General features: G+C 66.1%; 25 protein-coding genes and 1 tRNA gene. 10 read left to right on the top strand and 16 right to left on the bottom strand.

Annotated elements, in window-relative coordinates:
* Nucleotides 1–20 precede the first annotated feature (20 nt).
* From HL666_RS20710 to HL666_RS20730, 5 genes are all read left to right on the top strand, one after another.
* On the top strand, nt 21–1862 hold the full coding sequence (locus HL666_RS20710; RefSeq protein WP_172183316.1) for a DNA polymerase III subunit gamma/tau: 1842 nt from the start codon (nt 21–23) through the stop codon (nt 1860–1862).
* Nucleotides 1863–1940: 78 nt separating this feature from the next.
* Nucleotides 1941–2261 carry a YbaB/EbfC family nucleoid-associated protein gene (locus tag HL666_RS20715; RefSeq protein WP_172111653.1) on the top strand — a complete coding sequence of 107 codons (321 nt, stop codon included), beginning with the start codon at nt 1941–1943 and terminating at the stop codon, nt 2259–2261.
* Between the two features lie 25 nt (nt 2262–2286).
* Nucleotides 2287–2886 carry a recombination mediator RecR gene (gene recR / locus HL666_RS20720; RefSeq protein WP_172111652.1) on the top strand — a complete coding sequence of 200 codons (600 nt, stop codon included), beginning with the start codon at nt 2287–2289 and terminating at the stop codon, nt 2884–2886.
* Between the two features lie 19 nt (nt 2887–2905).
* Nucleotides 2906–3331, top strand: coding sequence for a hypothetical protein (locus HL666_RS20725; protein ID WP_172183318.1), 426 nt, complete (start codon nt 2906–2908; stop codon nt 3329–3331).
* Between the two features lie 67 nt (nt 3332–3398).
* Nucleotides 3399–3779, top strand: coding sequence for a hypothetical protein (locus HL666_RS20730; protein WP_172131333.1), 381 nt, complete (start codon nt 3399–3401; stop codon nt 3777–3779).
* 1 nt (nt 3780) lies between these two features.
* On the opposite strand, the gene HL666_RS20735 is transcribed toward HL666_RS20730, so the two are convergent.
* The 3 genes from HL666_RS20735 to HL666_RS20745 all read right to left on the bottom strand — a co-directional run bounded on the left by HL666_RS20735 (nt 3781) and on the right by HL666_RS20745 (nt 6893).
* Entirely contained in the window at nt 3781–5166 is a 1386-nt protein-coding gene (locus HL666_RS20735) for an AmpG family muropeptide MFS transporter (protein WP_172183320.1), read from the bottom strand.
* An 84-nt stretch (nt 5167–5250) separates the two neighbouring features.
* The gene (locus HL666_RS20740) at nt 5251–5556 is read right to left on the bottom strand and encodes a GIY-YIG nuclease family protein (RefSeq protein ID WP_172183322.1); all 306 of its coding nucleotides are present in this window, start codon (nt 5554–5556) and stop codon (nt 5251–5253) included.
* Nucleotides 5557–5648: 92 nt separating this feature from the next.
* Entirely contained in the window at nt 5649–6893 is a 1245-nt protein-coding gene (locus HL666_RS20745) for a DNA recombination protein RmuC (protein ID WP_172183324.1), read from the bottom strand.
* 169 nt (nt 6894–7062) lie between these two features.
* Between HL666_RS20745 and def the strand changes: the two genes are divergently transcribed.
* From def to truA, 3 genes are all read left to right on the top strand, one after another.
* On the top strand, nt 7063–7590 hold the full coding sequence (def, locus tag HL666_RS20750) for a peptide deformylase (protein ID WP_172111646.1): 528 nt from the start codon (nt 7063–7065) through the stop codon (nt 7588–7590).
* Between the two features lie 140 nt (nt 7591–7730).
* Nucleotides 7731–8666: a methionyl-tRNA formyltransferase gene (gene fmt / locus HL666_RS20755; protein WP_172183326.1), complete on the top strand. Its 936-nt coding sequence runs from the start codon at nt 7731–7733 to the stop codon at nt 8664–8666.
* Nucleotides 8667–8782: 116 nt separating this feature from the next.
* The gene (truA, locus tag HL666_RS20760; protein WP_172111644.1) at nt 8783–9520 is read left to right on the top strand and encodes a tRNA pseudouridine(38-40) synthase TruA; all 738 of its coding nucleotides are present in this window, start codon (nt 8783–8785) and stop codon (nt 9518–9520) included.
* A 12-nt stretch (nt 9521–9532) separates the two neighbouring features.
* On the opposite strand, the gene dapE is transcribed toward truA, so the two are convergent.
* From dapE to rpmH, 11 genes are all read right to left on the bottom strand, one after another.
* Complete coding sequence (dapE, locus tag HL666_RS20765) at nt 9533–10687, bottom strand: succinyl-diaminopimelate desuccinylase (RefSeq protein ID WP_172111643.1); 1155 nt, start codon at nt 10685–10687, stop codon at nt 9533–9535.
* Nucleotides 10684–11349 (bottom strand): DUF805 domain-containing protein, encoded by a 666-nt coding sequence (locus HL666_RS20770; protein WP_172183328.1) that lies wholly within the window; start codon nt 11347–11349, stop codon nt 10684–10686. The genes dapE and HL666_RS20770 overlap by 4 nt, the downstream gene beginning before the upstream one ends.
* A 64-nt stretch (nt 11350–11413) precedes the next feature.
* The gene (dapD, locus tag HL666_RS20775) at nt 11414–12259 is read right to left on the bottom strand and encodes a 2,3,4,5-tetrahydropyridine-2,6-dicarboxylate N-succinyltransferase (protein ID WP_172183330.1); all 846 of its coding nucleotides are present in this window, start codon (nt 12257–12259) and stop codon (nt 11414–11416) included.
* A gap of 359 nt (nt 12260–12618) precedes the next feature.
* Nucleotides 12619–13314: a pyrimidine 5'-nucleotidase gene (locus HL666_RS20780; protein WP_172183332.1), complete on the bottom strand. Its 696-nt coding sequence runs from the start codon at nt 13312–13314 to the stop codon at nt 12619–12621.
* Between the two features lie 205 nt (nt 13315–13519).
* A complete protein-coding gene (locus tag HL666_RS20785) occupies nt 13520–14584 on the bottom strand; it encodes a DUF1036 domain-containing protein (RefSeq protein ID WP_172183672.1) in 1065 nt (354 codons plus the stop codon).
* Between the two features lie 86 nt (nt 14585–14670).
* Complete coding sequence (gene argB / locus HL666_RS20790; protein ID WP_172111639.1) at nt 14671–15567, bottom strand: acetylglutamate kinase; 897 nt, start codon at nt 15565–15567, stop codon at nt 14671–14673.
* A gap of 74 nt (nt 15568–15641) precedes the next feature.
* Nucleotides 15642–16013 carry a DUF423 domain-containing protein gene (locus HL666_RS20795; protein ID WP_172183334.1) on the bottom strand — a complete coding sequence of 124 codons (372 nt, stop codon included), beginning with the start codon at nt 16011–16013 and terminating at the stop codon, nt 15642–15644.
* Nucleotides 16010–16669 (bottom strand): ribosome biogenesis GTP-binding protein YihA/YsxC, encoded by a 660-nt coding sequence (gene yihA / locus HL666_RS20800; RefSeq protein ID WP_172183674.1) that lies wholly within the window; start codon nt 16667–16669, stop codon nt 16010–16012. The genes HL666_RS20795 and yihA overlap by 4 nt, the downstream gene beginning before the upstream one ends.
* A 154-nt stretch (nt 16670–16823) precedes the next feature.
* Nucleotides 16824–18692: a membrane protein insertase YidC gene (gene yidC, locus HL666_RS20805; RefSeq protein WP_172183335.1), complete on the bottom strand. Its 1869-nt coding sequence runs from the start codon at nt 18690–18692 to the stop codon at nt 16824–16826.
* A gap of 22 nt (nt 18693–18714) precedes the next feature.
* A complete protein-coding gene (gene rnpA, locus HL666_RS20810) occupies nt 18715–19125 on the bottom strand; it encodes a ribonuclease P protein component (RefSeq protein ID WP_172111635.1) in 411 nt (136 codons plus the stop codon).
* 30 nt (nt 19126–19155) lie between these two features.
* The gene (gene rpmH, locus HL666_RS20815; RefSeq protein ID WP_006609582.1) at nt 19156–19290 is read right to left on the bottom strand and encodes a 50S ribosomal protein L34; all 135 of its coding nucleotides are present in this window, start codon (nt 19288–19290) and stop codon (nt 19156–19158) included.
* A 541-nt stretch (nt 19291–19831) separates the two neighbouring features.
* Here rpmH and HL666_RS20820 point away from each other — a divergent pair.
* Together HL666_RS20820 and HL666_RS20825 are read left to right on the top strand one after the other, a co-directional pair.
* Nucleotides 19832–21307, top strand: coding sequence for a sensor histidine kinase (locus HL666_RS20820; RefSeq protein WP_172111634.1), 1476 nt, complete (start codon nt 19832–19834; stop codon nt 21305–21307).
* Between the two features lie 198 nt (nt 21308–21505).
* Nucleotides 21506–21582 (top strand) — tRNA-Arg (locus HL666_RS20825).
* Between the two features lie 229 nt (nt 21583–21811).
* On the opposite strand, the gene HL666_RS20830 is transcribed toward HL666_RS20825, so the two are convergent.
* A complete protein-coding gene (locus HL666_RS20830) occupies nt 21812–22210 on the bottom strand; it encodes a cobaltochelatase CobT-related protein (protein ID WP_172183336.1) in 399 nt (132 codons plus the stop codon).
* A gap of 11 nt (nt 22211–22221) precedes the next feature.
* Nucleotides 22222–23043, bottom strand: coding sequence for an NAD(+)--dinitrogen-reductase ADP-D-ribosyltransferase (locus HL666_RS20835; RefSeq protein WP_376698607.1), 822 nt, complete (start codon nt 23041–23043; stop codon nt 22222–22224).
* Between the last annotated feature and the right edge of the window lie 16 nt (nt 23044–23059).

The following is a 23059-nucleotide window of genomic DNA, read 5'->3' on the forward strand; positions in this document are numbered from 1 at the left end:
ACTCACTTGCGGATCGCTCGATGACTGACGCTGGCGCCCCACCCGTTCCGCCCGACAGCGCCGACGCTCCCGCCAAGCCCTACCGGGTTCTGGCGCGCAAATACCGCCCCTCCAGCTTCGCGGATCTGATCGGCCAGGAGGCCGTGGTGCGCACGGTCTCGAACGCGTTCGAGACCGGCCGCATCCCGCAGGCCTGGATCCTCACCGGCGTCCGCGGCGTGGGCAAGACCACCACCGCCCGCATCCTCGCTCGTGCCCTCAATTACGAGCTGCCCGACGGCTCCGTGAAGGGCCCGACCATCCACATGCCGGTGCTCGGCACCCATTGCCAGGCGATCATGGAAAGCCGGCATATGGACATTCTGGAGATGGACGCGGCGTCGCATACCGGCGTCGACGACGTCCGCCAGATCAATGACAGCGTCCGCTATGCGCCGGCCAGCGCGCGCTACAAGGTCTACATCATCGACGAAGTCCACATGCTGTCGACGGCGGCGTTCAACGCCTTCCTCAAGACACTGGAGGAGCCGCCGGAGCACGCCAAATTCGTGTTCGCGACCACCGAGATCCGGAAGGTCCCGGTGACGGTGCTGTCGCGCTGCCAGCGCTTCGATCTGCGCCGGGTCGAGGCCGACGTGCTGATGAAGCATCTGGCCGGCATCGCGACGAAAGAGGGCGTGACGATCGAGCCCGAGGCGCTCGGCATCATTGCGCGCGCCGCCGAAGGCTCGGTGCGCGATTCGCTGTCGCTGCTCGATCAGGCGATCGCGCACAGCGCGGGCGAGGTGCGCGCCGATGATGTCCGGCAGATGCTGGGTCTCGCCGATCGCACCCGCGTCATCGACCTGTTCCACCATCTCGCCAGCGGCGACATCGCCGCGGCGTTCAAGGAATTTCGCGAGCAGTACGATGTGGGTGCTGATCCGGTGGTCGTGCTGTCGGATCTCGCCGAGTTCGTGAACTTCGTCACCCGCGTGAAAGTCGTGCCGGCCACCGCCGACAACGTCGCCTTCAGCGAGACCGAACGGCTGCGGGCGCGCGACTTCGCCACCAAGCTGTCGATGCGAGTGCTGTCGCGGATGTGGCAGATGCTGCTCAAGGGCATCGCCGAGACGCAAAGCGCGACGCGGCCCGCGGCTGCCGCCGAGATGGTGCTGGTCCGTATCGCCTATGCTGCTGACCTGCCGACACCCGACGAAGCGATTCGGATGATCGAGCAGAACGGCGGGGGATCGCCGGTCGTCACCAATGGCGGCGGTTCGCGTCCTGCACCGGCGCCGAGCATGAGCGCGGGAGCTCCGCCGGCGATGGGTTCGGCGCCGATGCAGGCAGCGCGTGCGCAGGGCCCAACGCTTGCCGCTGTCGGCGGCGGGATGAGGCCGCATGCCATGGCGTCGCAGCCGTCGCCGGCGTCACAGGACCAGCCGGCACTGCGGCTGGGAAGCTTCCAGGAGCTCGTTGCGCTTGCCGGCAAGAATCGCGATCTGATCACCAAGAGCGCGCTCGAGATGGACGTGCGGCTGGTCCGCTTCGAGGAGGGCCGTCTGGAGATTGCGCTGGAACGGACGGCGCAGCGATCGCTTGTCTCGGACCTCGGGCGTAAGCTCGAGGACTGGACCGGCCGGCGCTGGACCGTGATCGTCTCCAATGAGCAGGGCCAGGCGACCTTGCGCGAGCAGAACCTGCGCGCCAAGAGCGAGCGCGAGGCAGCTGCGGAAGCCGATCCGCGCGTGCAGGAGGTCCTGGCACGGTTCCCGGGTACCAAGGTGATCGAAGTGCGCCGGCTCGCCCCCGAGCCGCCCGAATCGGACGCCAGTGCTGTCGAGCCTCCTGACGAGTCCGAGAATGATGATGATTTCTAGAGCATGATCCGGACGAGTGGAAACCGGTTTTCCGAAAGATGATGCTCAACATGAAGGGCCTGATGATGAGGTGCTCCGATGGCTGACTTTCTCGGCATGATGAAACAGGCGGCGCAACTGCAAACCAAGATGCAGGAGATGCAGGCGGAGCTCGGCAACGTCGAGGTCGAGGGCATTTCGGGCGGCGGCCTCGTCGCGGTCCGAATGACCGCCAAGATGGACGTGAAGTCGGTCAAGATCGATCCGTCGCTGTTGAAGCCGGAGGAGGCCGAGATCCTGGAGGATCTGCTGGTCACCGCGCATGGCGACGCGCGCCGCAAGGCGGAAGCCGCGATGCAGGAGAAGATGCAGGCCATCACCGGCAAGCTCGGCCTGCCGCCGGGCTTCGGCTTCGGTTAGTCCGCGCGATGATCGTCGTGAACTGATGGCCGTCGCCGGTCCCGAGATCGAACGCCTGATCCAGCTGCTTGCGCGCCTGCCCGGCCTTGGGCCGCGCTCGGCGCGACGTGCCGCGCTGCATCTGATCAAGAAGCGCGAGGCGCTGATGGTGCCGCTGGCGTCGGCGCTGCAGGTCGCGATCGAGCGCATCCAGGTCTGCAAGACCTGCGGCAACATCGACACCCAGAGCCCGTGCACGGTGTGCACCGATCCGCGGCGCGATCCCGCGATGATCGTGGTCGTGGCCGATGTCGCCGACCTCTGGGCGCTGGAGCGCGCCAAGGCCTCGAACGGCCGCTATCACGTGCTCGGCGGCACGCTGTCGCCGCTCGACGGCGTCGGGCCGCAGGATCTCACCATCGACGCGCTGGTGCAGCGAGCCCATGCACCGGAGGTGCAGGAGATCATCCTGGCCCTGAACGCGACGGTCGATGGCCAGACCACGGCGCACTACATCACCGACCTCCTGCAGGAGGCGAACGTCAAGGTCACGCGGCTGGCACATGGCGTGCCCGTCGGCGGCGAGCTCGACTATCTCGACGAAGGCACGCTCTCGGCCGCGATGCGGCAGCGGACCTTGTTCTAAGCACAGACGGAAGTGAATGATGACGAAACGCGGATTCGGCAAACGGCTGGCTTTGGGCGCAATTTGCGTGGCACTCTCGGCGCCATCCGTGTTGGCGCAGCAGGGTGAGGCGCCGCAGAAGGCAGGGCGTCCGCTCAATATGGGCGACGTGCTGTCGGGCGAATTGACCGCGCTGAAGCTGAAGGCCGCCAAGCCGGGCCAGCCCTCCGCTGCCTATCAGATCACGAGCGAGCCGCGCCGCCTGCCGCCGCCAAGCGGGCTGTGCAACCTCGAGACCGGCCCAGAGACGTTCCAGCTCGTCACCGCCACCCCGGCGCAGGCCTCGCAGCTCAAGGGCCTGCTCGGCAAGCAGATCGCCATCAAGGTCGACGAGATCGCCTGCGCACAGGATGCGGGGCAGATGACCGAGGCGGTGGTGACGAAGTGGAGCTTGGTGAAGCGGTGATCCTCGGCTAAATTCCCTTACAATAGCACCGCGTATTTGTCCGGTGTGTATCGCTTGGGGGGTGCCGGTGAAGGTCGGATTGGTGTTCGTTACAGCTACACTCGCGACAATCTCGGCGGCAGTGTCCGAGGAAGTCGCCAAGGTCGATCTCGGCTATCCGGATGTTGCTGCCGCCATGGCCGGCCTGCGGGCCAAGCCGGGGATCAAGAGTTCTACGCGATCCGGCTGGACCATCTTCGAGGACGCCGACGCGCGAGCGGTCTGGTCGTTTCCGCCGCAAGATCACGCGGCCTATCCCACCGCGGTTCGCCGCCGCATGGTGCAGAAGGGCGATGAGGTGTTCATCGATATGGACGTTCGCTGCGAGGCCGCGAAGCCGGCCTGTGACGCCGTCGTTGCGGAGTTCGAGCGCCTCAACGACAAGGTTCGACAAGAACTCAAGCGCTAGCTCAAACGCGGGTCTGCAAACCCTCGAAATGTCCGCGCCGCTGCAGCCAGGCGAGCAGCACGAGACTCGGGATCGCCACCAATACGCAGATCACGAAGAACAGCGGCCAGCCCGTCGCCTTCGCCACGTAGCCGGCGCCTGACGACAGATAGGTGCGCCCGACCGCGGCCAGCGCGGTGAGCAGCGCATATTGGGTCGCGGTGTGCAGCGGGTTCTGGCACAGCGCCGAGAGATAGGCGACGAAGATCACCGTGCCGATCGCGCTGGTGAAATTCTCCGCCGAGATCGCCAGCGCCAGGGCCCATTGATTGACGCCGACCACCGCGAGCCAGGAGAACGACAAATTGGCGAGCGCCTGCATCACGCCGCCGATCCAGAGACTTGTCGCAAGCGAATAGCGCCGCGCGACGAAGCCGCCGGCAAAGCCGCCGGCGAGCGTGGCGGCGAGGCCGACGCCTTTGACGATCGCGGCGTAGTCGACCTTGGTGAAGCCGAGATCGATGACGAACGGCGCGGTCATCGTGCCGGAGAAGGCGTCGGTGAACTTGAACAGCACGACGAAGGCGAGCGCGGCCAGCGCGTCCCGGCGGCCGAGGAATTCGAGGAAGGCACCGCTGGCCGCATGCATCACGCGTGTGAGCGCAGTGTCCGCGCTCATCTCGGCCTCGGCCTGCTTCGACTGCGCTGGTTCTGTCGCCGCCAATGCGGTGATGGTGCCGATCAGCACCAGGGCTGCCATGACGACGTAGCCCCACATCCAGGACGACGGACGCGACAGCCCTGCGTTCTCGAATGCGCTGACCACGACGAGCGCGCCGGCGGTCGAGACCAGCATGCCGATCCGATAGGCGGCGACGTAGGACGCCATGCCGGCGGCCTGCTCGCTCTCCGGCAGGCTCTCCACGCGAAAGGCGTCGACAACGATGTCCTGGGTCGACGACGTCGCCGCGACCAGCAGCGCGGCCAGCGCCACCATGAATGGCGCATGCGCCGGGTCGGTCAGCGCCAGCAACAGGATCGCACCGATCAGCAGCATCTGCGCGAACACCAGCCAGCCGCGGCGCCGTCCGAACGCGCGCGTCAGCAGCGGCACATGCAGCGCGTCGACCAGCGGCGCCCACAGGAACTTCAAGGTGTAGGGCGTGCCGACCAGGGCGAACAGCCCGATCGTGCCGAGATCGACGCCGAGCTCGCGCATCCAGATCTGCAAGGTCGAGCCGGACAGCGCCAGCGGCAGGCCCGAGGAGAAGCCGAGGAACAGCACCACGAGCACGCGCGGCTGCAGATAGACGGCCATGCTCTCGCGCCAGGTCGGCGGGGCAGGGTTGGCCGGGCCGGGCGCAGCGCTGGTCGCGATATCGTGGGAAGAAGCCTCGGGTGCTGTCATACGCAGGTGGTAGCAGATTCCGCTGGTGCCACAAGCTCAGCTGTCATCGCCCGGCTTGACCGGGCGATCTAGTATCCCAGAGGCCTATCCATCGCCTCCCGCGATCTGCGGATAGAGATCGTTCCAGTCCGGGCTGTCCTTTTCGATCAAGGAGATCTTCCAGTCCCGCTGCCACTTCTTGAGTCGCTTCTCGCGATGAATGGCTTGCTCGATCTGTTCAAAGACTTCGAAGTAGACGAGTCGGGTCACGCCGTAGCGCTTGGTGAAGCTGTCGGAGAGGTTGGATCTGTGCTCGGCGACCCGTCGAACCGGATCATTGGTCACGCCGATGTACAAGGTGCCGCCGATGTGGCTGGCGAGTATGTAGACGTAGTACGAGCGCGTACCCATCGGACGCCTCTGGGATACTGGATCGCCCGGTCAAGCCGGGCGATGACAGTGTTGTTGGATTTGCCGCCACTTGCAATAACAGCAGATCGCTCTCACTCCCCCGCCTGCATCCGCCCCGCCAACGGAAACAGATCCGGCGTCGCACCCGTGCCCGGCGCGATCCGCGGCGAGTCCATCGCCGCATCCTGCTTGCTGAAATCGAGCTCCTCGATCCGCGCCGCGCGCTTCTCGATCTTGTCGGCGGAGATCAGGATCTGGCGGATGTCCTCGCCGACGTCGCCGAAATGCTTCTGCAGCTTGAGTACGCGCTCGCGCAGGCGGCCGAGATCGTCGCCGAGATGGATCACCTCGTTGCGGATCTGGTCGGCAGCGTCGCGGATGCGGGCGTCCTTCATGATCTGCTGCATGACCTGGATCGCCAGCATCAAAAGCGATGGTGACACCAGCACGACACGGGCGCGATAGGCCTTCTGGATGACGTCGTCGAAGCCGTCATGGATCTCGGCATAAACAGACTCCGACGGCACGAACATCAGCGCGGTGTCCTGCGTCTCGCCGACCACGAGATACTTCTCGGCAATGTCGTTGACGTGCCGCAGCACATCGGTGCGCAGGCGCTGCGCAGCCGCGCGCTTCTCTTCGTCCGTCTCCGCATCGTGCAGCGCCGTGACGGCCTCCAGCGGAAACTTGGCGTCGATGCACAGCGGTCTGGCGTCGGGCAGGAACACGACGCAGTCCGGCCGCTTGCCGCTGGCGAGCGTGTACTGGAACGCGTAGCTGCCCTTCGGCAGCCCGTCCTGCACGATCGCCTCCATCCGTGCCTGGCCGAAGGCGCCGCGCGACTGTTTGTTGGCGAGCACGTCGCGCAAGGTCGCGACCTGTGTGGTCAGCTCGCTGAGATCGCGGTGCGCATTGTCGATGATGCCGAGCCGTTCGTGCAGGACGCGCAAGCTATCCATAGTGTGCCGCGTGGTCTGCTCCATCGACTGGCCGACGCGATGGGTGACGGCGTCGAGCCGCTCGTTGACGCTGCGGGCGAGATCCACCTGCCGGCCGGCGAGCAGTTGCGCCATGGCGTCGACCCGGCCGGAGGCCTCGCTCTGCACCCGGATCATTTCGCCGAACCGCTGTTCGATCTCCTCGGTGCGCATCGCCTGCTGGGCGGCAAGCTCCGCGCTCCGCCGTCCGGAGCGGGCCACCGCCAGGCCGATCATCACGAGCAGCAGCAGCACCAGCACGCCAAACCCGATCAGCGCGTCGCTGGCGCGCACGGGCAGGTCGCCGACCATGACGACGACAGGATTGAGCGCAGAATTCAGCGATTGGCTGGCGGTCATCACCCCCGTCTATCCGATTCGCAAAGCGTCGCGAACGAAGAGAGAACATTTATGGTTAAGGGCGGGTTAAGAAGCATGGTTAACGAGACGTTGAAATTCATGGTTAGCGAACTCTTAACCGCGCGTCCTCACATTGACCGCGCCTGTTCCGGGGCTTAAATCGCGCGCCATGTCCTTAAGAGAAATCATCATCCTGCCGGACCGGCAGCTCCGGCTGGTGTCCAAGCCTGTCGAGAAGGTCACGCCGGACATCCGGCAGCTGGTCGACGACATGTTTCAGACCATGTACGACGCCCCCGGCATCGGGCTGGCGGCGATCCAGGTCGCGCAACCCGTGCGCGTCATCACCATGGATCTGGCCAAGCCTGACTCCGGCGGCGAGACCAAGCGCGAGCCGCGGGTGTTCATCAATCCCGAGATCATCGCCAAGTCAGATGAGCTGTCGGTCTATGAGGAAGGCTGCCTGTCGATCCCCGAATATTACGAGGAGGTCGAGCGGCCGGCGCGGGTGCGCGTGCGCTTCACCGATCTCGACGGCGTGGTCCGCGAGGAGGATGCCGAGGGGCTCTACGCCACCTGCATCCAGCACGAGATCGACCATCTCAACGGCGTGCTGTTCATCGACTACCTGTCGAAGCTCAAGCGCGACCGCGTCATGAAGAAGTTCACCAAGGCCGCCAAGCGCGCGGGCGAGTAACGATCAACTCTCTCCTTCGTCATGCCCGGGCCTGACCCGGGCATCCACGTCTTGCCTCTCGCGCTGGCATTGCGACGTGGATGGCCGGGACAAGCCCGGCCATGACAGCGGAGTAGAGGCTTTGCAGGGTCTTAGACCACATGCCGCTTCGCCTGATCTTCATGGGCACGCCGGATTTCGCCGTGCCCACTCTGCTCGAGCTGGCCGGCCACGGCCACGAGATCGTGGCCGTCTACACGCGTGCGCCGAAGCCCGGTGGCCGTCGTGGCCTGGCGCTGCAGCCGACGCCGATCGAGACCGAGGCGCGCCGGCTCGGCATCCCCGTGCTCACCCCGAAGACGCTGAAGACCGACGAGGCATTGGCCGAATTCCGCGCGCACCAGGCTGATGCCGCCGTCGTCGTGGCCTACGGCATGATCCTGCCGCAGGCGATTCTCGATACGCCAAAACTCGGCTGCTACAACCTGCATGCCTCGCTGCTGCCGCGCTGGCGCGGCGCCGCGCCGATCAATCGCGCCATCATGGCGGGCGATGCCGAGAGCGGCGTGATGGTGATGAAGATGGACGTCGGGCTCGATACGGGCGACGTCGCGATGGCCGAGCGGTTGCCGATTACGGATGCGATGACGGCGTCGGATCTGCACGACAAGCTGTCCCGCATCGGCGCCGACCTGATGGTCCGCGCGATGGCGGCGCTGGAGCGCGGCGGACTGACGCTCACCAGGCAGGCCGAGGACGGCGTGACCTACGCCGCCAAGATCGACAAGGCCGAGGCGCGGATCGACTGGGCGAAGCCGGCGCACGCCGTGCTGCGTCACATCCACGGCCTGTCGCCGTTCCCCGGCGCCTGGAGCGAGGTCGTGTTGGACGGCGAGGCGGTGCGCCTGAAGATCCTGCGCTGCGCGCTGGCCGACGGCGCGGGTGAGCCGGGCACCGTCCTCGACGATCACCTCACCATCGCCTGCGCCGGCGGCGCGATCCGCATCACCGAGTTGCAGCGCGCCGGCAAGGGCCCGATGAAGGCCGCGGATTTCCTGCGCGGCACGTCTGTCGCGCCGGGCCTGCGCTTCGGCTGACCATTTCAGCTCGTCATGCGCGGGCTTGACCCGCGCATCCATCTCGCGAACAAGTTTCGTTCCTGGATGGATTGCCGGGTCAAGCCCGGCAATGACGGCCACATGCGATCGAGGCGATGCCCCGCTACAAGCTCACCATCGAATACGACGGCACTCCCTTCTGCGGCTGGCAGTTGCAGGAGACGCTGCCGTCGGTGCAGGGCGCGCTGGAAGCGGCGGTGCAGGCGACCTGCGGCGTGCCCACGCGCGTGCACGGTTCCGGCCGCACCGATGCCGGCGTCCACGCCACCGGACAAGTCGCGCATTGCGACATCGACAAGGAATTTCGGCCCGACAAATTGCGCGATGCGCTCAACGCGCATCTGCGGCCCAATCCCGTCGCGGTGCTCGACGCCGAAATCGTGCCCGACACGTTCGAAGCGCGCTTCTCCGCGCGCAAGCGGCACTATCGCTATCGTATCGTCAACCGCCGCTCCAACCTCGCCCTCGAGGTCGGCCGCGTCTGGCGCGTGCCGCAGCGGCTCGACTCCGACGCGATGCACGTTGCGGCGCAGCGCCTGATCGGCAAGCATGATTTCACGACCTTCCGCGACACCGAGTGTCAGGCCAAGTCGCCGGAAAAGACGCTCGATCAGCTCGACGTCGTGAGAGATGGCGACGCGATCACGATCATCACCTCCGCGCGGTCCTACCTGCACAGCCAGGTGCGCTCGATGGTCGGTTCGCTGGTGTGGGTCGGGCAGGGCCGTTGGAGTGCCGACGATCTCGCTGCGGCGCTTGCCGCGCGCAAGCGCGCAGCGTGTGGCGTCGTCGCTCCGCCGGAAGGGCTCTATCTGGTGAAGGTCGACTACTAAGGCGGCGCTCGGCTACGCGAAATAGCGATCGAGGATGCCGCGATAGATCTTGGTCAAGGTCGCGATGTCTGCGACGGAGGCCCGCTCATCGATCTGGTGCATGGTCTGGCCGACCAGGCCGAACTCGATCACCGGGCAATAGCTCGAGATGAAGCGCGCGTCCGAGGTGCCGCCGGTGGTCGACAGCTCCGGCCTGCGTCCCGTCACCTCCGCGATGGCCGCGACCGCGAGATCGGTGAACGGTCCCGGCTTGGTCAGGAACACGTTGGAGTTCGACGGCAGCCAATCAATATGGGCGCGGATGCGGTTGCCGCAGGCCCTCGCCAGCCGCTCCTCGACCAGCGCGCGCAGCGACTCCTGCGTATGGCAGTCATTGTAGCGGATGTTGAACTTCGCCCGTGCGATTCCCGCGATGACGTTGGTGGCGGTGTTGCCGACATCGACGGTGGTGAATTCGAGGTTCGACGGCTGGAACTGCGCGCTGCCATGGTCCAGCGGCTCGTCCGACAGCGCGACGATCAGCCGCGAAATGTCCGGCACCGGGTTGGAGGCGCGGTGCGGATAGGCGACATGGCCCTGCTTGCCCTCGACGATCAGCGTGCCGGACTGCGAGCCGCGGCGGCCGATCTTGATGCAGTCGCCCATCACTTCCTGGTTGGACGGCTCACCCAGCACGCAATGGTCGAACTTTTCGCCGCGCTCGGCCGCCCATTGCAGCAGCTTGATGGTGCCGTTGATCGAGACGTCCTCCTCGTCGCCGGTGATGAGGAACGAAATCGAGCCCTTCGGCTTGCCGCCGTGATCACGCAGATAGGCGAGCGCAGCCGCCACGCTGCAGGCAATGCCGCCCTTCATGTCCACGGCGCCGCGGCCGTAGATGTAGCCGTCCTTCACCTCGCCGGAGAATGCGCCAAGGCTCCATGCCGCCTCATCGCCAGGCGGCACCACGTCGGTATGGCCGGCAAAGGTGATGTGCGGGCCCTCGGTGCCGATGCGGGCGTAGAGGTTGTCGATGTCGGCGGTGCCGGCTTCCGAAAAAGTGACCCGATGGGTCGTGAAGCCCGCGTCCTTCAGCAGGGCTTCGAGCACGCCGAGGGCGCCGGCGTCGGCCGGGGTCACGGAGGGGCAGCGGATCAGGTCGCGGGTGATGGTGAGGGCATCGGTCATGCCCTCCGCTTATCATGCTCGTTTGGCGGCGGGCTAGTGCTGCCGATTGACGCTTCCGCCAGCGGCGGGCTGGCGATCTGCGGGGTGAATTCCAGCTCCTGGTGCTGATCCCATCCTGCGCGCGGCGGGCCGGAGCGTTGGCCGCCAGGGCGGGTCTTCGGCAACGGGTTCGGTCCGAAGCGGTTGGTCCAGGGGTCACCGGCCAGGCAGTACAATTCGATGAAGCCCCACAGCGAGAGCAGCGCGGCGATCGCTCCAAGGATCATCGGCAGGACAGTGCCCGGCAGGCGGTCGGCGAATTGGTCGACGAGGCCCGGAACGACGAACATCGGCACCGTCCACCAACCGCTCTTGTCGCGGTCATGCAGGCGCTTGACCGCGCCCGCGGCGAAGACCCAGGCGAACACGGGGGTGAGAACGACATGGACCGCCGACCGCACGACATCGGCGCGCGCCAAGCCGCGATAGGTGTCGGGGTCGAGGACCGCAAAAATGCTCGTCAGATTGAGGCTGGCGGCAGCAGGGCCGCCCAGCAGCTTGCTGACGCCGGCCATCAGCGCGGCGGCGAGCAACATCCAGCCGAAGATCACCAGCAGCGACAGCCAGAGCTTGGCGCGGTTGATCCGGCCGTCGAAGCGGAACAGAAACCAGGTCCAATCCATGGGCAATCTCCGGACGGCGCGGCCGGTCCGGAGATTCGTCGCTGCGGTTGCAGCCGTGGTTCGATCAGTCGCGCAGCAGCTCGTTGATCGACGTCTTCGAGCGGGTACGCTCGTCGACGCGCTTGACGATGACGGCGCAGGCGGTGGAGGGGCCGATCTGGCCGTTCTTCATCGGCTTGCCCGGCAGTGCGCCCGGCACCACCACCGCGTATTCCGGCACCTCGCCGACGAAGGTCTCGCCGGTCTCGCGGTCGACGATCTTGGTCGAGGCGCCCAGGAACACGCCCATCGCCAGCACCGCGCCCTTGCGCACGATGACGCCCTCGGCGACCTCCGAACGCGCGCCGATGAAGCAGTCATCCTCGACGATCACGGGGCCGGCCTGCAGCGGCTCCAGCACGCCGCCGATGCCGACGCCGCCGGAGATGTGCACGCGCTTGCCGATCTGGGCGCAGGAGCCGACCGTCGACCAGGTGTCGACCATGGTCGCCTCATCGACATAGGCGCCGAGATTGACGAAGGACGGCATCAGCACGACGTTCTTGGCGATGAAGGCCGAGCGGCGCACGATCGCGCCGGGCACGGCGCGGAAGCCGGCATCGCGAAAACGGTTCTCGCCCCAGCCCTCGAACTTCGACGGCACCTTGTCCCACCACGACGCCTGGCCGGGGCCGCCGGGGATCACGCTCATGTCGTTGAGGCGGAACGACAGCAGCACGGCCTTCTTCAGCCACTGGTTGACGCTCCACTTCCCGTCCGAACCACGCTCGGCGACTCGCGCCTCGCCCTTGTCGAGCAGCTCCAGCGCGCTCTCCACGGCGTCGCGGACCTCGCCCTTGGTCGAGGTCGAGACGCCGTCGCGGGCATCGAAGGCGCTGTTGATGGTGGATTCCAGGGCGGACAGTGACATCGATCGATCCTCGCTTGGTCCCGGGCGGGTCGCCTGGGTCGGTCATGTACGAGCAGGGTGGGGCAGGCCGGCTTTTTCGGAGTTTGGGGCAGGCGAGTCAAGTTCACTCCGCCGTCGTCCCGGACAAGCGGAGCGCCACGCTGTCCGCTCATGCGAAGGCTCTCTCGCGCGAGCGCCGATCCGGGACCCATAACCACAGGGAGATGTGATGGGCACATCCTGAGCCACTTGCGTGCCTCACTCATCCGCCTGTGGTTATGGGTCCCGGGTCAAGCCCGGGACGACACCGAGTTTGGCGGACCGCCGTCGCAACTCATGACCGGCCAGCCGGCCGCTTGTCCGGGACGACGCGAAGCTGGCTACGCGGAGACAAGCCGCTGCAAGAACCCGGTCAAATCGTCCGTGACGTGATCGACATGCGGATCGTCGCGCCCCGCCAGCTCCCAATCCTCGCGCACCACCTCCTTGGTGCCGTCGGGCACCACCAGCACCGTGGTCATGCCGAGGTCGTGCGGCACGACCAGATTGCGCGCGAGGTCCTCGAACATCGCGGCACGCGTCGGATCGACATCGTGCAGCCCCAGGAATTTGTCATAAGTTTCGCGCGCCGGCTTCGGCGTCAACTCGGCAGCCTTGATGTCGAATACGCCGTGGAAATGATCGGCGATGCCGAGCCGCGCCAGCACGGCGTCGACATGGTCGACCGAGCCGTTGGTCAGGATCAGCTTGCGTCCCGGCAACTGCTCGATCGCAGCCCCCATCGCCGGGTTCGCCTCCAGCGGCGAATGGTCGATCTTGTGCACGTAGGCCAGGAAGTCGTCGGCGTGCACGCCATGTTCGGTCATCATGCCGCGCATCGTTGTGCCGTAACGGCGGTAGTAGTCCTTTTGAATCCGGCGTGCCTCGTCCGCATCGACCTTGAGCCAGTTGGACACGAACTCGCCGATCCGCGCATCCACCTGCTGCCACAGATTGACGTGATGCGGATACAGCGTGTTGTCGAGATCGAACACCCAGGTGTCGACGTGATCGAAGGCGCGGGGGGATTTTGTCATTGTTGCCTCGATCGGTTTTGCCCGGCTGGCGCATCATATTCCGTCGTCGTCCCGGCGAACGCCGGGACCCATACCGCGGAATCTATCTTGAGGCACGATGGCTCACGCCGGCGGCCCACATTACGGCCGGTGGTTATGGATCCCGGCGTTCGCCGGGATGACGGCTGAGTTTTTGGCGGCGTTGCGGGCAACATCGACGAGCCCATCACGGCAGCGCAAAGCGCAGCGTCTTGCCGCTGCGGGTGATGTCGACGGCGGTGAAGCCGGTCGCGGTGAAGCCGCGGCTCGGGCAGTCGCCTTGCTCCGACGTCTCGAACTTGTTCTCGCGGGTGCAGAGCTGCACCAGGCCGCCCCAGTTCAGCGGCTTGTTCTTCAGCTTGATGGTGCGGTTCTCGTCGTCGACCGCTTCGGCGAAGCTGTAGACCTTCTTCGGCTGACCCGTGATGTCCGGATGCAGGCACTTGCCGGCATCGATGCGGTACCAGCCGCGGCTGACCACCGTGCGACCGTCATCCGTGCCGACCGCCGCCATCACCTTGTGAGGCGTGTCGTTGCACCAGGTCAACCCGGTCGGCGAGGGCGTCTGCACGGCCTCTACCATGGTTGCGAAAAAACTCGGCTGCGACACGACGTCGGACGACAGGCCTCGGCTCTTTAGAAACGCGGCGAGCGCAGCCTGCGTCTTCGGCCCGTCGACGCCGTCGATCGGCGAGGCGTCGTAGCCGGCAATGCCGAGCAGCCGCTGGATGCCGGCGAGCCGGGCCTGCTCGTCGTCATACTCCGCGCTCTCGGCGAGATAGGCAATCAGTGTGCCGTCATCGGTCTTGGTCGGCGTCACCTGCGTGAACGCCGCCGGCGTCTGTCCCGTGCGGCACTGCCGGGCGGCAGCGATGACGAAATTGTCGGATGCCACGCACAGCTGGTCATTGCCGTTCGCGGCGAGCGGCGAGGCGCCATACAGGCTGAGCGCGCGGGCATGAAGGAGGATGCGGTCTGCCGTGAGCGTGCCCTGCAACACCACGCGGCAGGTTGCCGGATCGAGCCGGAACCAGCCGCGCGTCGCGGTCGCCGCCTTCTCGTCGATGCCGATCGCGGCCTCGACGACGTAGCTCATGCGGTTGCAGAGCTTGAGGTCGGCGCGGGCGGGGGACGATGCGGCGAGAAGCGGAAGAAGGAGGGCAGCCAAGGCGAGCACGACGCGGGCCGGGACGGACTTCGCTCGTCCACATCTCTCTCCGCCGTCATGGCCGGGCCTGTCCCGGCCATCCAAGTTGTTGCCCCCACCGGAAAGAGCGCCGTGGATGCCCGGGTCGAGCCCGGGCATGACGAGAGATGGCTGTGTGGCGGACGTGTCCATCACTTGTGGATCAGCGTGCCCGTGCCCTGGTTGGTGAACAGCTCGAGCAGCACGGCATGCTGCACCTTGCCGTCGAGGATCACGACGCCCTGGACGCCCTGCTCGAGCGCGTAGATGCAGGTCTCGACCTTCGGGATCATGCCGCCCGAAATGGTGCCGTCGGCGATCAGCTTGCGCGCGTCCTTCACCGACAATTCCGGAATCAGCTTCTTCGACTTGTCGAGCACGCCGGGCACGTCGGTGAGCAGCAGCAGCCGCTTGGCCTTGAGCGCACCGGCGACCGCGCCGGCGAAGGTGTCGGCGTTGACGTTGAACGTCTGGCCGTCCTTCGAGGTCGCGAGCGGCGCGAGGATCGGGATCAGCTCGTAGCCGATCAGCTGGTTGAGAAGCGTGAGATCGACCTTGTCGGGTTCGCCGACAAAGCCGAGATCGACCACCTTCTCGATATGGCTGTCGGGATCGACCATGGTACGGGTCGCCTTGACGGCGCGCACCATGTTGCCGTCCTTGCCGCACAGGCCGACGGCCTTGCCGCCGGCTTCATTGATATAGCCGACCAGCTGCTTGTTGATCGAGCCTGCCAGCACCATCTCGACGATCTCGATGGTCGCGGCGTCGGTAATGCGCAGCCCCGCGGCGAATTCGGAGACGATGCCGAGCCGCTTGAGCATGGTCGCGATTTGCGGTCCGCCGCCATGCACCACCACCGGGTTGATCGCGGTCTGCTCGAGCAGCACGATGTCGCGTGCGAAGGCCTTTGCGGTGTCCTCGTCCCCCATGGCATGGCCGCCATATTTGATGACGATGGTTTCGTCGTCATACTCCTGCATGTGCGGGAGGGCTTCGGACAGGATGCGGGCTTGATCGAGCGGGCTGATGGTGGTCGCGTCGGCCATGTCGGGGGGATCTCGGCTATCGGGGCGTCGCGCGCGGTTCTATCCGATTGCCGGGCGCGGCGCAAAGCGCCGGATCAGCCGCGCCGAGGCCACAGCGCCGCGAGGGCGAGCACCAGCCATCCGCCGATCAGGAGCATGCCGCCGGTCGGCGCGGCGAACGGAAACAGCCGGTCGCCGGCGAACTGCCGCATCATGAGATCGCCGGAGAACAGCGCGGGACCCAGCACCATGCCGAGCGCGGCGACGAGTCCGATGCGCCGATGAACGACGCCGCGCTCGGCCAGGGTAACCGCGCCGAGCAGAGCGCAGGCGTGGAACAGCAGCATGGTCGATGCGGTCGCGAGCCGCGATGCATCGGCATCGTGCGCCGCCTTGGCGGCCAGCGCCACGCCGGCGGCCCCCATCAGCCCGGCGAGCGCGATCAGCAGCCGCCACAGCTTCGTCATGCGCCGCGTTCCTCCAGCAGCCGCACCATCGCGGCGCGCAGCTCCGGCATGCCGGTGCCCGAGCGGGACGACGTGGCCAGCACCTGCGGGAATGCCGCCGGATGCTTGGCAAGCGCAGCTTCGGTCTCGGCGATGCGGGTCGTGAGCTCGGCCGGCTTGATCTGGTCGGCCTTGGTCAGCACCAGCTGATAGCTGACCGCGGATCGGTCGAGCGTCTTGAGGATGTCCTGGTCGACCTCCTTCAGCCCGTGGCGGGCATCGATCAGCACATAAACGCGGGCGAGCGAGGCGCGTCCGAGCAGGAATTTGTGGATCAGCTCGGTCCAGGATGCGACCTTGGTCTTGGCCGCAGCAGCATAGCCATAGCCGGGCATGTCGACGAGGCGCAGCGGCGCATAGTCGGGTCCCTCGAAGAAGATCAGCTCCTGGGTGCGGCCCGGCGTGTGCGAGGTGCGCGCCAGCGCATTCTGGCCGGTCAGCGCGTTGATCAGGCTGGACTTGCCGACATTGGAGCGGCCGGCAAAGGCGACCTCGATCGCCCCCATCGGCGGCAAGCTCTCGATCGACGGCGAGGCGTGCGTGAAGCGCCACGCCTGCGCAAACAGCTTGCGGCCCTTTTCGATCAGGCGCTCGTCGGTGTCGCCAGTGGTGCTCATCATGGCCCTCGTCTCTCCGTCATGCCCGGGCTCGTCCCGGGGCATCCACGTCGTCATTGCCGACCCTCAAGACGTGGATGGCCGGGACAAGCCCGGCCATGACGCAGGATTTTTCGTAGTTTCGGCGGCTCGACGTTTCACGCCGCCTTACTCGTCACGCCGCTTTTTTCTTGAAGGTGCCGCGGATGTTGTCGAACAGCTCCACCTTCACGCCGTTGCGGCGCATGATGAAGCCCTGCTGCAGCACCGACAGCGTGTTGTTCCAGGCCCAGTAGATCACGAGACCGGCCGGGAAGCCCGCGAGCATGAAGGTGAAGATCAGCGGCATCCAGTTGAAGATCATCGCCTGGGTCGGATCCGGCGGCGTCGGGTTCAGCTTCATCTGGAACCACATCGTGATACCCATGATGATCGGCCAGATGCCGAGCGCGAGGTAGTGGCCGAACAGCGGCAGCTGCGTCGGATCGAACGGGATCAGGCCGAACAGCGTGAACAGGTTGGTCGGATCCGGCGCAGAGAGGTCCTTGATCCAGCCGTAGAAGGGCGCGTGCCGCATCTCGATGGTGACGAACAGCACCTTGTAGAGCGAGAAGAACACCGGGATCTGCAGCACGACCGGAAGACAGCCGGCGACCGGGTTGATCTTCTCCTTCTTGTAGATCTCCATCATCTCCTGCTGCTGCTTCATCCGGTCGTCCGGATAGCGCTCCTTGAGCGCCTGCAGTTGCGGCTGGATCGCCTTCATCTTGGCCATCGAGGCGTAGGACTTGTTGGCCAGCGGGAAGAACAGGAGCTTCACCAGCACCGTCACCAGCAGGATCGAGATGCCGAAATTGCCGAAGAAGCGGAAGAAGAAGTCGAGCGCCAGGAACATCGGCTTGGTCAGGAAGTAGAACCAGCCCCAGTCGATCAAGAGATCGAAATGGTTGAGCCCAAGCTTCTGGTTGTAGCCGCCGAGGCCGCCGAGCGGGAAGTTGATGCCGACGACGCCGGCCTCCTTGGCGCCGGCGAACAGCCGGGTCGAGACGGATGCCGAGCCGCCGGCCGGCACCGTCTGCGGGTTCTCGACATAGTCGGTCTGGTAGCGATGCTGGTTGTCGACCAGCTTCGACGAATAGTTCGCCTGCAGCCGCGCATCCGTCATCGGCAGCAGCGCCGTCGCCCAATATTTGTCGGTGATGCCGAGCCAGCCATTGGTGACGTCGAACTTCGCGGCCTTGTCCTCGTCGATCTTCTTGTAGGTGTATTCCTGCAGGCCCTTCTCGCCGAGGTAGCCGATCAGGCCTTCATGCAGGATGTAGTAGCCCGACACGTGCGGCGTGCCGTGGCGGGAGATCAGGCCGTACGGATACAGCGTCACCGGCGCGTTGCCGGCGTTGGTGACGTCGTCCTTGATCGTGAAGAGATAGTGATCGTCGACGGAGATGGTGCGCTGGAAGGTCAGGCCGTCGCTATTGGTGGTGGTCAGCTTGACCGGCGTTGACGGCGTCAGCGCGTTGGAGCCGTCCTGCTGCCAGACCGTGTTCTGGTCGGGCACCTGGACCTTGGCGCCGGCGGCGTTGACCCAGCCGAATTCGGCGTAATAGGGCTCGGCGGTGCTGGACGGCGAGAACAGCACGATGGCCGGCGACTTCGGATCGACCGTCTCGCGATACTGCACGAAGGCCAGATCGTCGATGCGCGCGCCCTTGAGCGAGATGCTGCCGGTGAGCCGTGGCGTGTCGATCTTGACGCGGGGCGTGGCGGCGATCGCAGTCTCGCGCGGCATCACGCCGCTGGCGCCGGGTGCTGCGCCGCCCGGTGCGCTCGGGCTGCCCGACGCCGCCGCTCCCGGCTGTGGGGTGGCAGACGGCGCGGTGCTGTCGGACTGCGCGGCCGGTGCCTGCTTCTTGGCAAGCTCGGCCTGCATCTGCGCGCGCTGCCGCTCCTTCTCCATCTGCGGGCCATTGTAGAAGACCTGCCAGAGGATCAGCACGAGGCCGGACAGGATGACGGCGAGGATGGTGTTGCGATTGTCGGTCATCGTTTTCTTATCGTCTCGTCATTCAATCCGGTTTGCGGGAATGCGCGTCCGGTGCGGGAGCATTGCGCCTGTGCGCATCCGATGGCTTGCGCGGCTGCGGCTTGGCCTGCGGCCGGTCGAGGCGGCGAAGCGTCGCCTGGAGATCGTCGAGCATGGTCTGGAAATCGCGCGATAGCGCATCGCGGCGGCCGATCAGCACATAGTCGCTGTGCGGCCGTAGCGACAGGGGATCGAGCCGTTTCACAAGCTCGCGCAACCGCCGACGGATGCGATTACGCTCCGTGGCGGTGCCATTCTTCTTGGTGACGGTAAAGCCGATCCGGATCGCGCCCTGGTCCGCGCGCTCGCGCCGCTGGACCACGAAGGCAGGGCTGTTCGCCCGCACGCCATCGGCAACGGCGAGGAAGTCCGCCCGCTGCCGCAGCCGATCCATGATGGAAATCTCCGGGACGACGCCCTGGCTTCAGGCGCTGAGACGCTTACGGCCTCGGGCGCGACGCGCGGCAAGGACCTTGCGGCCGCCGGTGGTGGCGAGACGGGCGCGGAAGCCGTGACGGCGCTTGCGCACCAGTTTGCTGGGTTGATAAGTCCGCTTCACGGGTCGTTCTCCGCTGACGGGCAATTTGCCAGTTGACAACTTGCCGGCTTGAAATGTCGAGGATGTCCGGTGATGCTTGCTGGCCCAAAGCGGACCGCTGCCGGCCCTGAAATCGAGCCGCCCCCGGACGAGCCGGGTCATCGCGGACAGTTGGCGCGGCTTATAAGGGAGCGTCCTGCCTTCGTCAATCGCGGCAAGGCGTCGCCGCGAAGAGCTCGACGGGAGCGGCAGCAGTCCTGGTTCAGCAGCCCTCGACAAGGCCCTGGTAACACGCACCGGGGCAGCGTCGGCCCAGGATGACACAAGATGGCACGAGAAGAGAACACGCGATCAGGGGCAGGGTGGTCGAGAATGACCGCCGCGCTTCGGGGTTCATGGAGCAGGGGGCACGGGAGGAAGCAGAGGCGGGTCGAGAGATTGCGGGTTCCATTATGAACGATTTGGAAACCTCAACATGAGCGATCCGTAATTTGACCGGACTCCGGTGCAGTCCCATCTTGCGGTCCCGTAAGGGTGGGGGTGTCTCTTACAAGGGCGATACGTGACAGAGAGCGACAACCAGCCGATCCTGGAGCGTCTGCGACCCAAGCGGTCGCGTCGCCTCGGCTTGTCCGGAAAGCTGCTGCTGCTGACGATTCCGCTGGTGATGATCGCAGCCGTTCTGGTCTACGTGCCTGCGATCGCGAACTTCTGGACCAACCGCCTCAACGATCGCCTCGCCGCCGCCAATACCGCCGCGCTGGTGCTCGACGCCGCGCCCTCCGGCATGGTGCCGGATTCGCTGGCGCGCCAGATCCTGACCTCGATCAACGCGCGCGGCGTCGCGATCAAGATGGGCCAGCAGCGCCGTCTGCTCGCCAGCGCCGACCTGCCGGCGTCGATCGATCATGACTTCGACATGCGCGACATGACGGTGTGGTCGTCGATCGTCAATTCGCTGAAGATGATGACCGAGACCGGCGATCACACCATGCGCGTGATCGGGCCGGCGCAGGGCCGTGCGCAGTTCATCGAGGTCGTCACCGACGAGAAGCCGCTGCGCAAGGCGATGTACCGCTTCTCGCGCAACCTGCTCGGCGTGTCGCTGCTGCTCGCGATGCTGACGGCGGCACTGGTCTATCTGGCCCTGCATTATCTGTTCGTGCGGCCGATGCGGCGCCTGACCGCGAGCCTGGTCGGCTTCCATGAGAATCCCGAGAGCGCGGCGCGAATCATCGTGCCGAGCCAGCGCTCCGACGAGATCGGTGTCGCCGAGCGCGAGCTCGCCGACATGCAGCGCGACCTCGTCTCGATGCTGCATCAGAAGAGCCGGCTGGCCGCGCTCGGCCTTGCCGTCTCCAAGATCAATCACGATCTGCGCAACCTGCTGGCGTCGTCGCAGCTGCTGTCGGACCAGCTCGCCAGCGTGCCCGATCCGCGGGTGCAGCGTTTCGCGCCGAAGCTGATGCGCTCGCTGGAGCGCGCCATCGCGTTCTGCCAGTCGACGCTGTCCTACGGCAAGGTCCAGGAGCCGGCGCCGGACCGCCGCATGGTCGTCGTCGAGCAGGTGGTCGCCGAGGTGCGGGAGACTGCCGGCCTCGCACCCGACGCTTCGATCACCTGGATCAGCGCGATCGAGCGCGGACTGAAGATCGACGCCGACCCGGACCAGCTGTTCCGCGTGCTGCTCAACCTCGTGCGCAACGCGGCGCAGGCCCTCGACAGCCTCTCTGCGGATGCCGGCGTTCGCCAGATCCGCATCACCGGCCGCCGCGAGGGGGCGGTGACCATTCTGGAGGTGTCCGATACCGGGCCCGGCGTGCCAGCCAAGGTGCGAGAGCACCTGTTCGAGGCATTTCGCGGCGCCGGCCGGCCTGGCGGCTCCGGCCTTGGCCTCGCCATCGCGGCCGAACTGGTGCGCGCTCATGACGGTGACATCCAGCTGGTCGAGGGCACCCTGGGCGCGACCTTCCGAATCACGGTTCCGGACCGGCCGGTCGAGCTGCAGACGTTCTGGACCGAGCGCGCCAGCGCCTGATCCGTCCCCGCGGCGTCGACCGTCCTGCCGTCCGCGGCGCGGAGGTCCCTTCAAAAAAGGAGCACAAAATGTCCCGCTGCAGCCTTGCCAAGCGGCCTCCGAGTCGTTAGTCAGAGGCCCTTCGCGAGGCCTGCCGGCATCTGCCGCTCCGGCCTTCCAGGATCCGGCCCAGCGCCGAAGCCTGACATGGCGAAAAACGCGCCCGTAGCTCAGCTGGATAGAGCATCAGACTACGAATCTGAGGGTCGGACGTTCGAATCGTTCCGGGCGCGCCATTTGCCGATGATATCCCACCCATTGAATTGCCGATCCCGTCCGCTCCGATCGAGATGCCCTGGGGCGTATGACAGGGCCGGAGGAGCTCAGTCTTGAGCCGTTTCTGGTCAGAACTCGCGCGCGGCCTGCGTCCGATGCGCCGGGGCCAGCGGCCGCAGATCCCCGGTCTCGTCAAGCTCATGACTGCCCGTTCGGGCCGTCACCGAGGCGACAGGCTTGGCGAGGGCTTCAGGTGCCTTCTTTCAACAGTCGTTCGATTACAGCCGTCACGGTGCTCTCCAACTCCCCGGGGGAGCCGATCATGACGCCGTCGCCGTAATAGCGGTCAACGGGGTGCCCAATTCCGATCGCCGCGATCCGGATGTCCCCCGCCGCCTCGATCTGGCGGATCTGCTCAGGCAGGTGATGATGCAGATAGCTCTCGCCGTTCTCGGAGAGCGTGGAGTCGTCCACAGGCGCGCCGTCCGACAGCACGATCAGAAATTTGCGCCGCTCCGCGCGTTGCCGCAGGCGCGCGGACGCCCAAGCGATGGCTTCGCCGTCGATGTTTTCCTTCAACAGTCCTGGGGTCAGCATCGCCGCGGCGTGCCGCGCGGTCAGCGTCTCGCCGACATCAGGCGCGCTCATGTGGAGCGCGCTCAGACATAGTCCACGCTGACGCGGGTGTCGCCGCCGATGACGAGATACTCGCCTTCGCCTTTCAGCGCGTGCGACGCCAGCAGGCTGTTGAAGAACACGACCTTGCTGACGGGAATCCGGGCGGAGAGAATCATGTCGCCGAAGCAGCCGGCGGCGTCGCGGTCCGAAGAGAACGACACGAGATTGTTGAGCCGGATCACCGCCTCGCGGCGCGTCGTCTGCTCGATGATCCAGTGCTCGTCGAACGAATTGACGCCGCGATAGAGCGTGAGATGCGTTTCGTCAGGGAAGGCGAAGCGGCGGATCGCCCACTGACAGAACTCGAACAGCAGATCGAGCTGCACCCAGATCGCGTTGTTGTGGAAGCGGCTCGACATCTTCTCTTCCACATAGCTCGTCCAGGCCCGGCTCGCCACGCGTTCGATGATCTCTTTGTGGTAGGACGGGCCGAGGCCGAACCGGCTCTCGACCCAGCCTTTCAGGACGGCGCCTTCCGGGCCGTTGCTGTCGAACCCCCAGCCCTGGATCAGCCGCAGGAACGAGGAGCGGAAGCGCCGCTGCCCGGCGCGCTGCTCCGGATCGAGGCCGAACATCGCCATCATGTAGCTGGAGAAGGCCTGGCCGGCCTCGGCGAGATCCTCGGCCTGATCGAGCATCGTGAACAGGCTGGGGTTCATCTCGGTGACGCCCCAGATGTGCAGCGGCACCGCGCTGTCGTTGAAGGCGCAGCTCGCCAGCCATTCCGAGGGGCGCCCCACGAGATTGGTCGAATGGCCGATGCCGCGCCGTGTCGGCCGTGCTGCGTCGCTCATGGCCGGCATGATGCCGCGCCGCATG

Source organism: Bradyrhizobium aeschynomenes (assembly GCF_013178945.1).
In the GTDB taxonomy this organism is placed as follows: Bacteria; Pseudomonadota; Alphaproteobacteria; order Rhizobiales; family Xanthobacteraceae; genus Bradyrhizobium; species Bradyrhizobium aeschynomenes.

What these genes read in the sequence shown, in the direction of transcription:
- HL666_RS20710 (WP_172183316.1), top strand. Translation starts at nt 21, where the DNA reads ATGACTGACGCTGGCGCCCCACCCGTTCCGCCCGACAGCGCCGACGCT.
- HL666_RS20715 (WP_172111653.1), top strand. Translation starts at nt 1,941, where the DNA reads ATGGCTGACTTTCTCGGCATGATGAAACAGGCGGCGCAACTGCAAACC.
- recR (WP_172111652.1), top strand. Translation starts at nt 2,287, where the DNA reads ATGGCCGTCGCCGGTCCCGAGATCGAACGCCTGATCCAGCTGCTTGCG.
- HL666_RS20725 (WP_172183318.1), top strand. Translation starts at nt 2,906, where the DNA reads ATGACGAAACGCGGATTCGGCAAACGGCTGGCTTTGGGCGCAATTTGC.
- HL666_RS20735 (WP_172183320.1), bottom strand. Translation starts at nt 5,166, where the DNA reads ATGACAGCACCCGAGGCTTCTTCCCACGATATCGCGACCAGCGCTGCG.
- HL666_RS20740 (WP_172183322.1), bottom strand. Translation starts at nt 5,556, where the DNA reads ATGGGTACGCGCTCGTACTACGTCTACATACTCGCCAGCCACATCGGC.
- HL666_RS20745 (WP_172183324.1), bottom strand. Translation starts at nt 6,893, where the DNA reads ATGACCGCCAGCCAATCGCTGAATTCTGCGCTCAATCCTGTCGTCGTC.
- def (WP_172111646.1), top strand. Translation starts at nt 7,063, where the DNA reads ATGTCCTTAAGAGAAATCATCATCCTGCCGGACCGGCAGCTCCGGCTG.
- fmt (WP_172183326.1), top strand. Translation starts at nt 7,731, where the DNA reads ATGCCGCTTCGCCTGATCTTCATGGGCACGCCGGATTTCGCCGTGCCC.
- truA (WP_172111644.1), top strand. Translation starts at nt 8,783, where the DNA reads ATGCCCCGCTACAAGCTCACCATCGAATACGACGGCACTCCCTTCTGC.
- dapE (WP_172111643.1), bottom strand. Translation starts at nt 10,687, where the DNA reads ATGACCGATGCCCTCACCATCACCCGCGACCTGATCCGCTGCCCCTCC.
- HL666_RS20770 (WP_172183328.1), bottom strand. Translation starts at nt 11,349, where the DNA reads ATGGATTGGACCTGGTTTCTGTTCCGCTTCGACGGCCGGATCAACCGC.
- dapD (WP_172183330.1), bottom strand. Translation starts at nt 12,259, where the DNA reads ATGTCACTGTCCGCCCTGGAATCCACCATCAACAGCGCCTTCGATGCC.
- HL666_RS20780 (WP_172183332.1), bottom strand. Translation starts at nt 13,314, where the DNA reads ATGACAAAATCCCCCCGCGCCTTCGATCACGTCGACACCTGGGTGTTC.
- argB (WP_172111639.1), bottom strand. Translation starts at nt 15,567, where the DNA reads ATGGCCGACGCGACCACCATCAGCCCGCTCGATCAAGCCCGCATCCTG.
- HL666_RS20795 (WP_172183334.1), bottom strand. Translation starts at nt 16,013, where the DNA reads ATGACGAAGCTGTGGCGGCTGCTGATCGCGCTCGCCGGGCTGATGGGG.
- yihA (WP_172183674.1), bottom strand. Translation starts at nt 16,669, where the DNA reads ATGAGCACCACTGGCGACACCGACGAGCGCCTGATCGAAAAGGGCCGC.
- yidC (WP_172183335.1), bottom strand. Translation starts at nt 18,692, where the DNA reads ATGACCGACAATCGCAACACCATCCTCGCCGTCATCCTGTCCGGCCTC.
- rnpA (WP_172111635.1), bottom strand. Translation starts at nt 19,125, where the DNA reads ATGGATCGGCTGCGGCAGCGGGCGGACTTCCTCGCCGTTGCCGATGGC.
- HL666_RS20830 (WP_172183336.1), bottom strand. Translation starts at nt 22,210, where the DNA reads ATGAGCGCGCCTGATGTCGGCGAGACGCTGACCGCGCGGCACGCCGCG.
- HL666_RS20835 (WP_376698607.1), bottom strand. Translation starts at nt 23,043, where the DNA reads ATGCCGGCCATGAGCGACGCAGCACGGCCGACACGGCGCGGCATCGGC.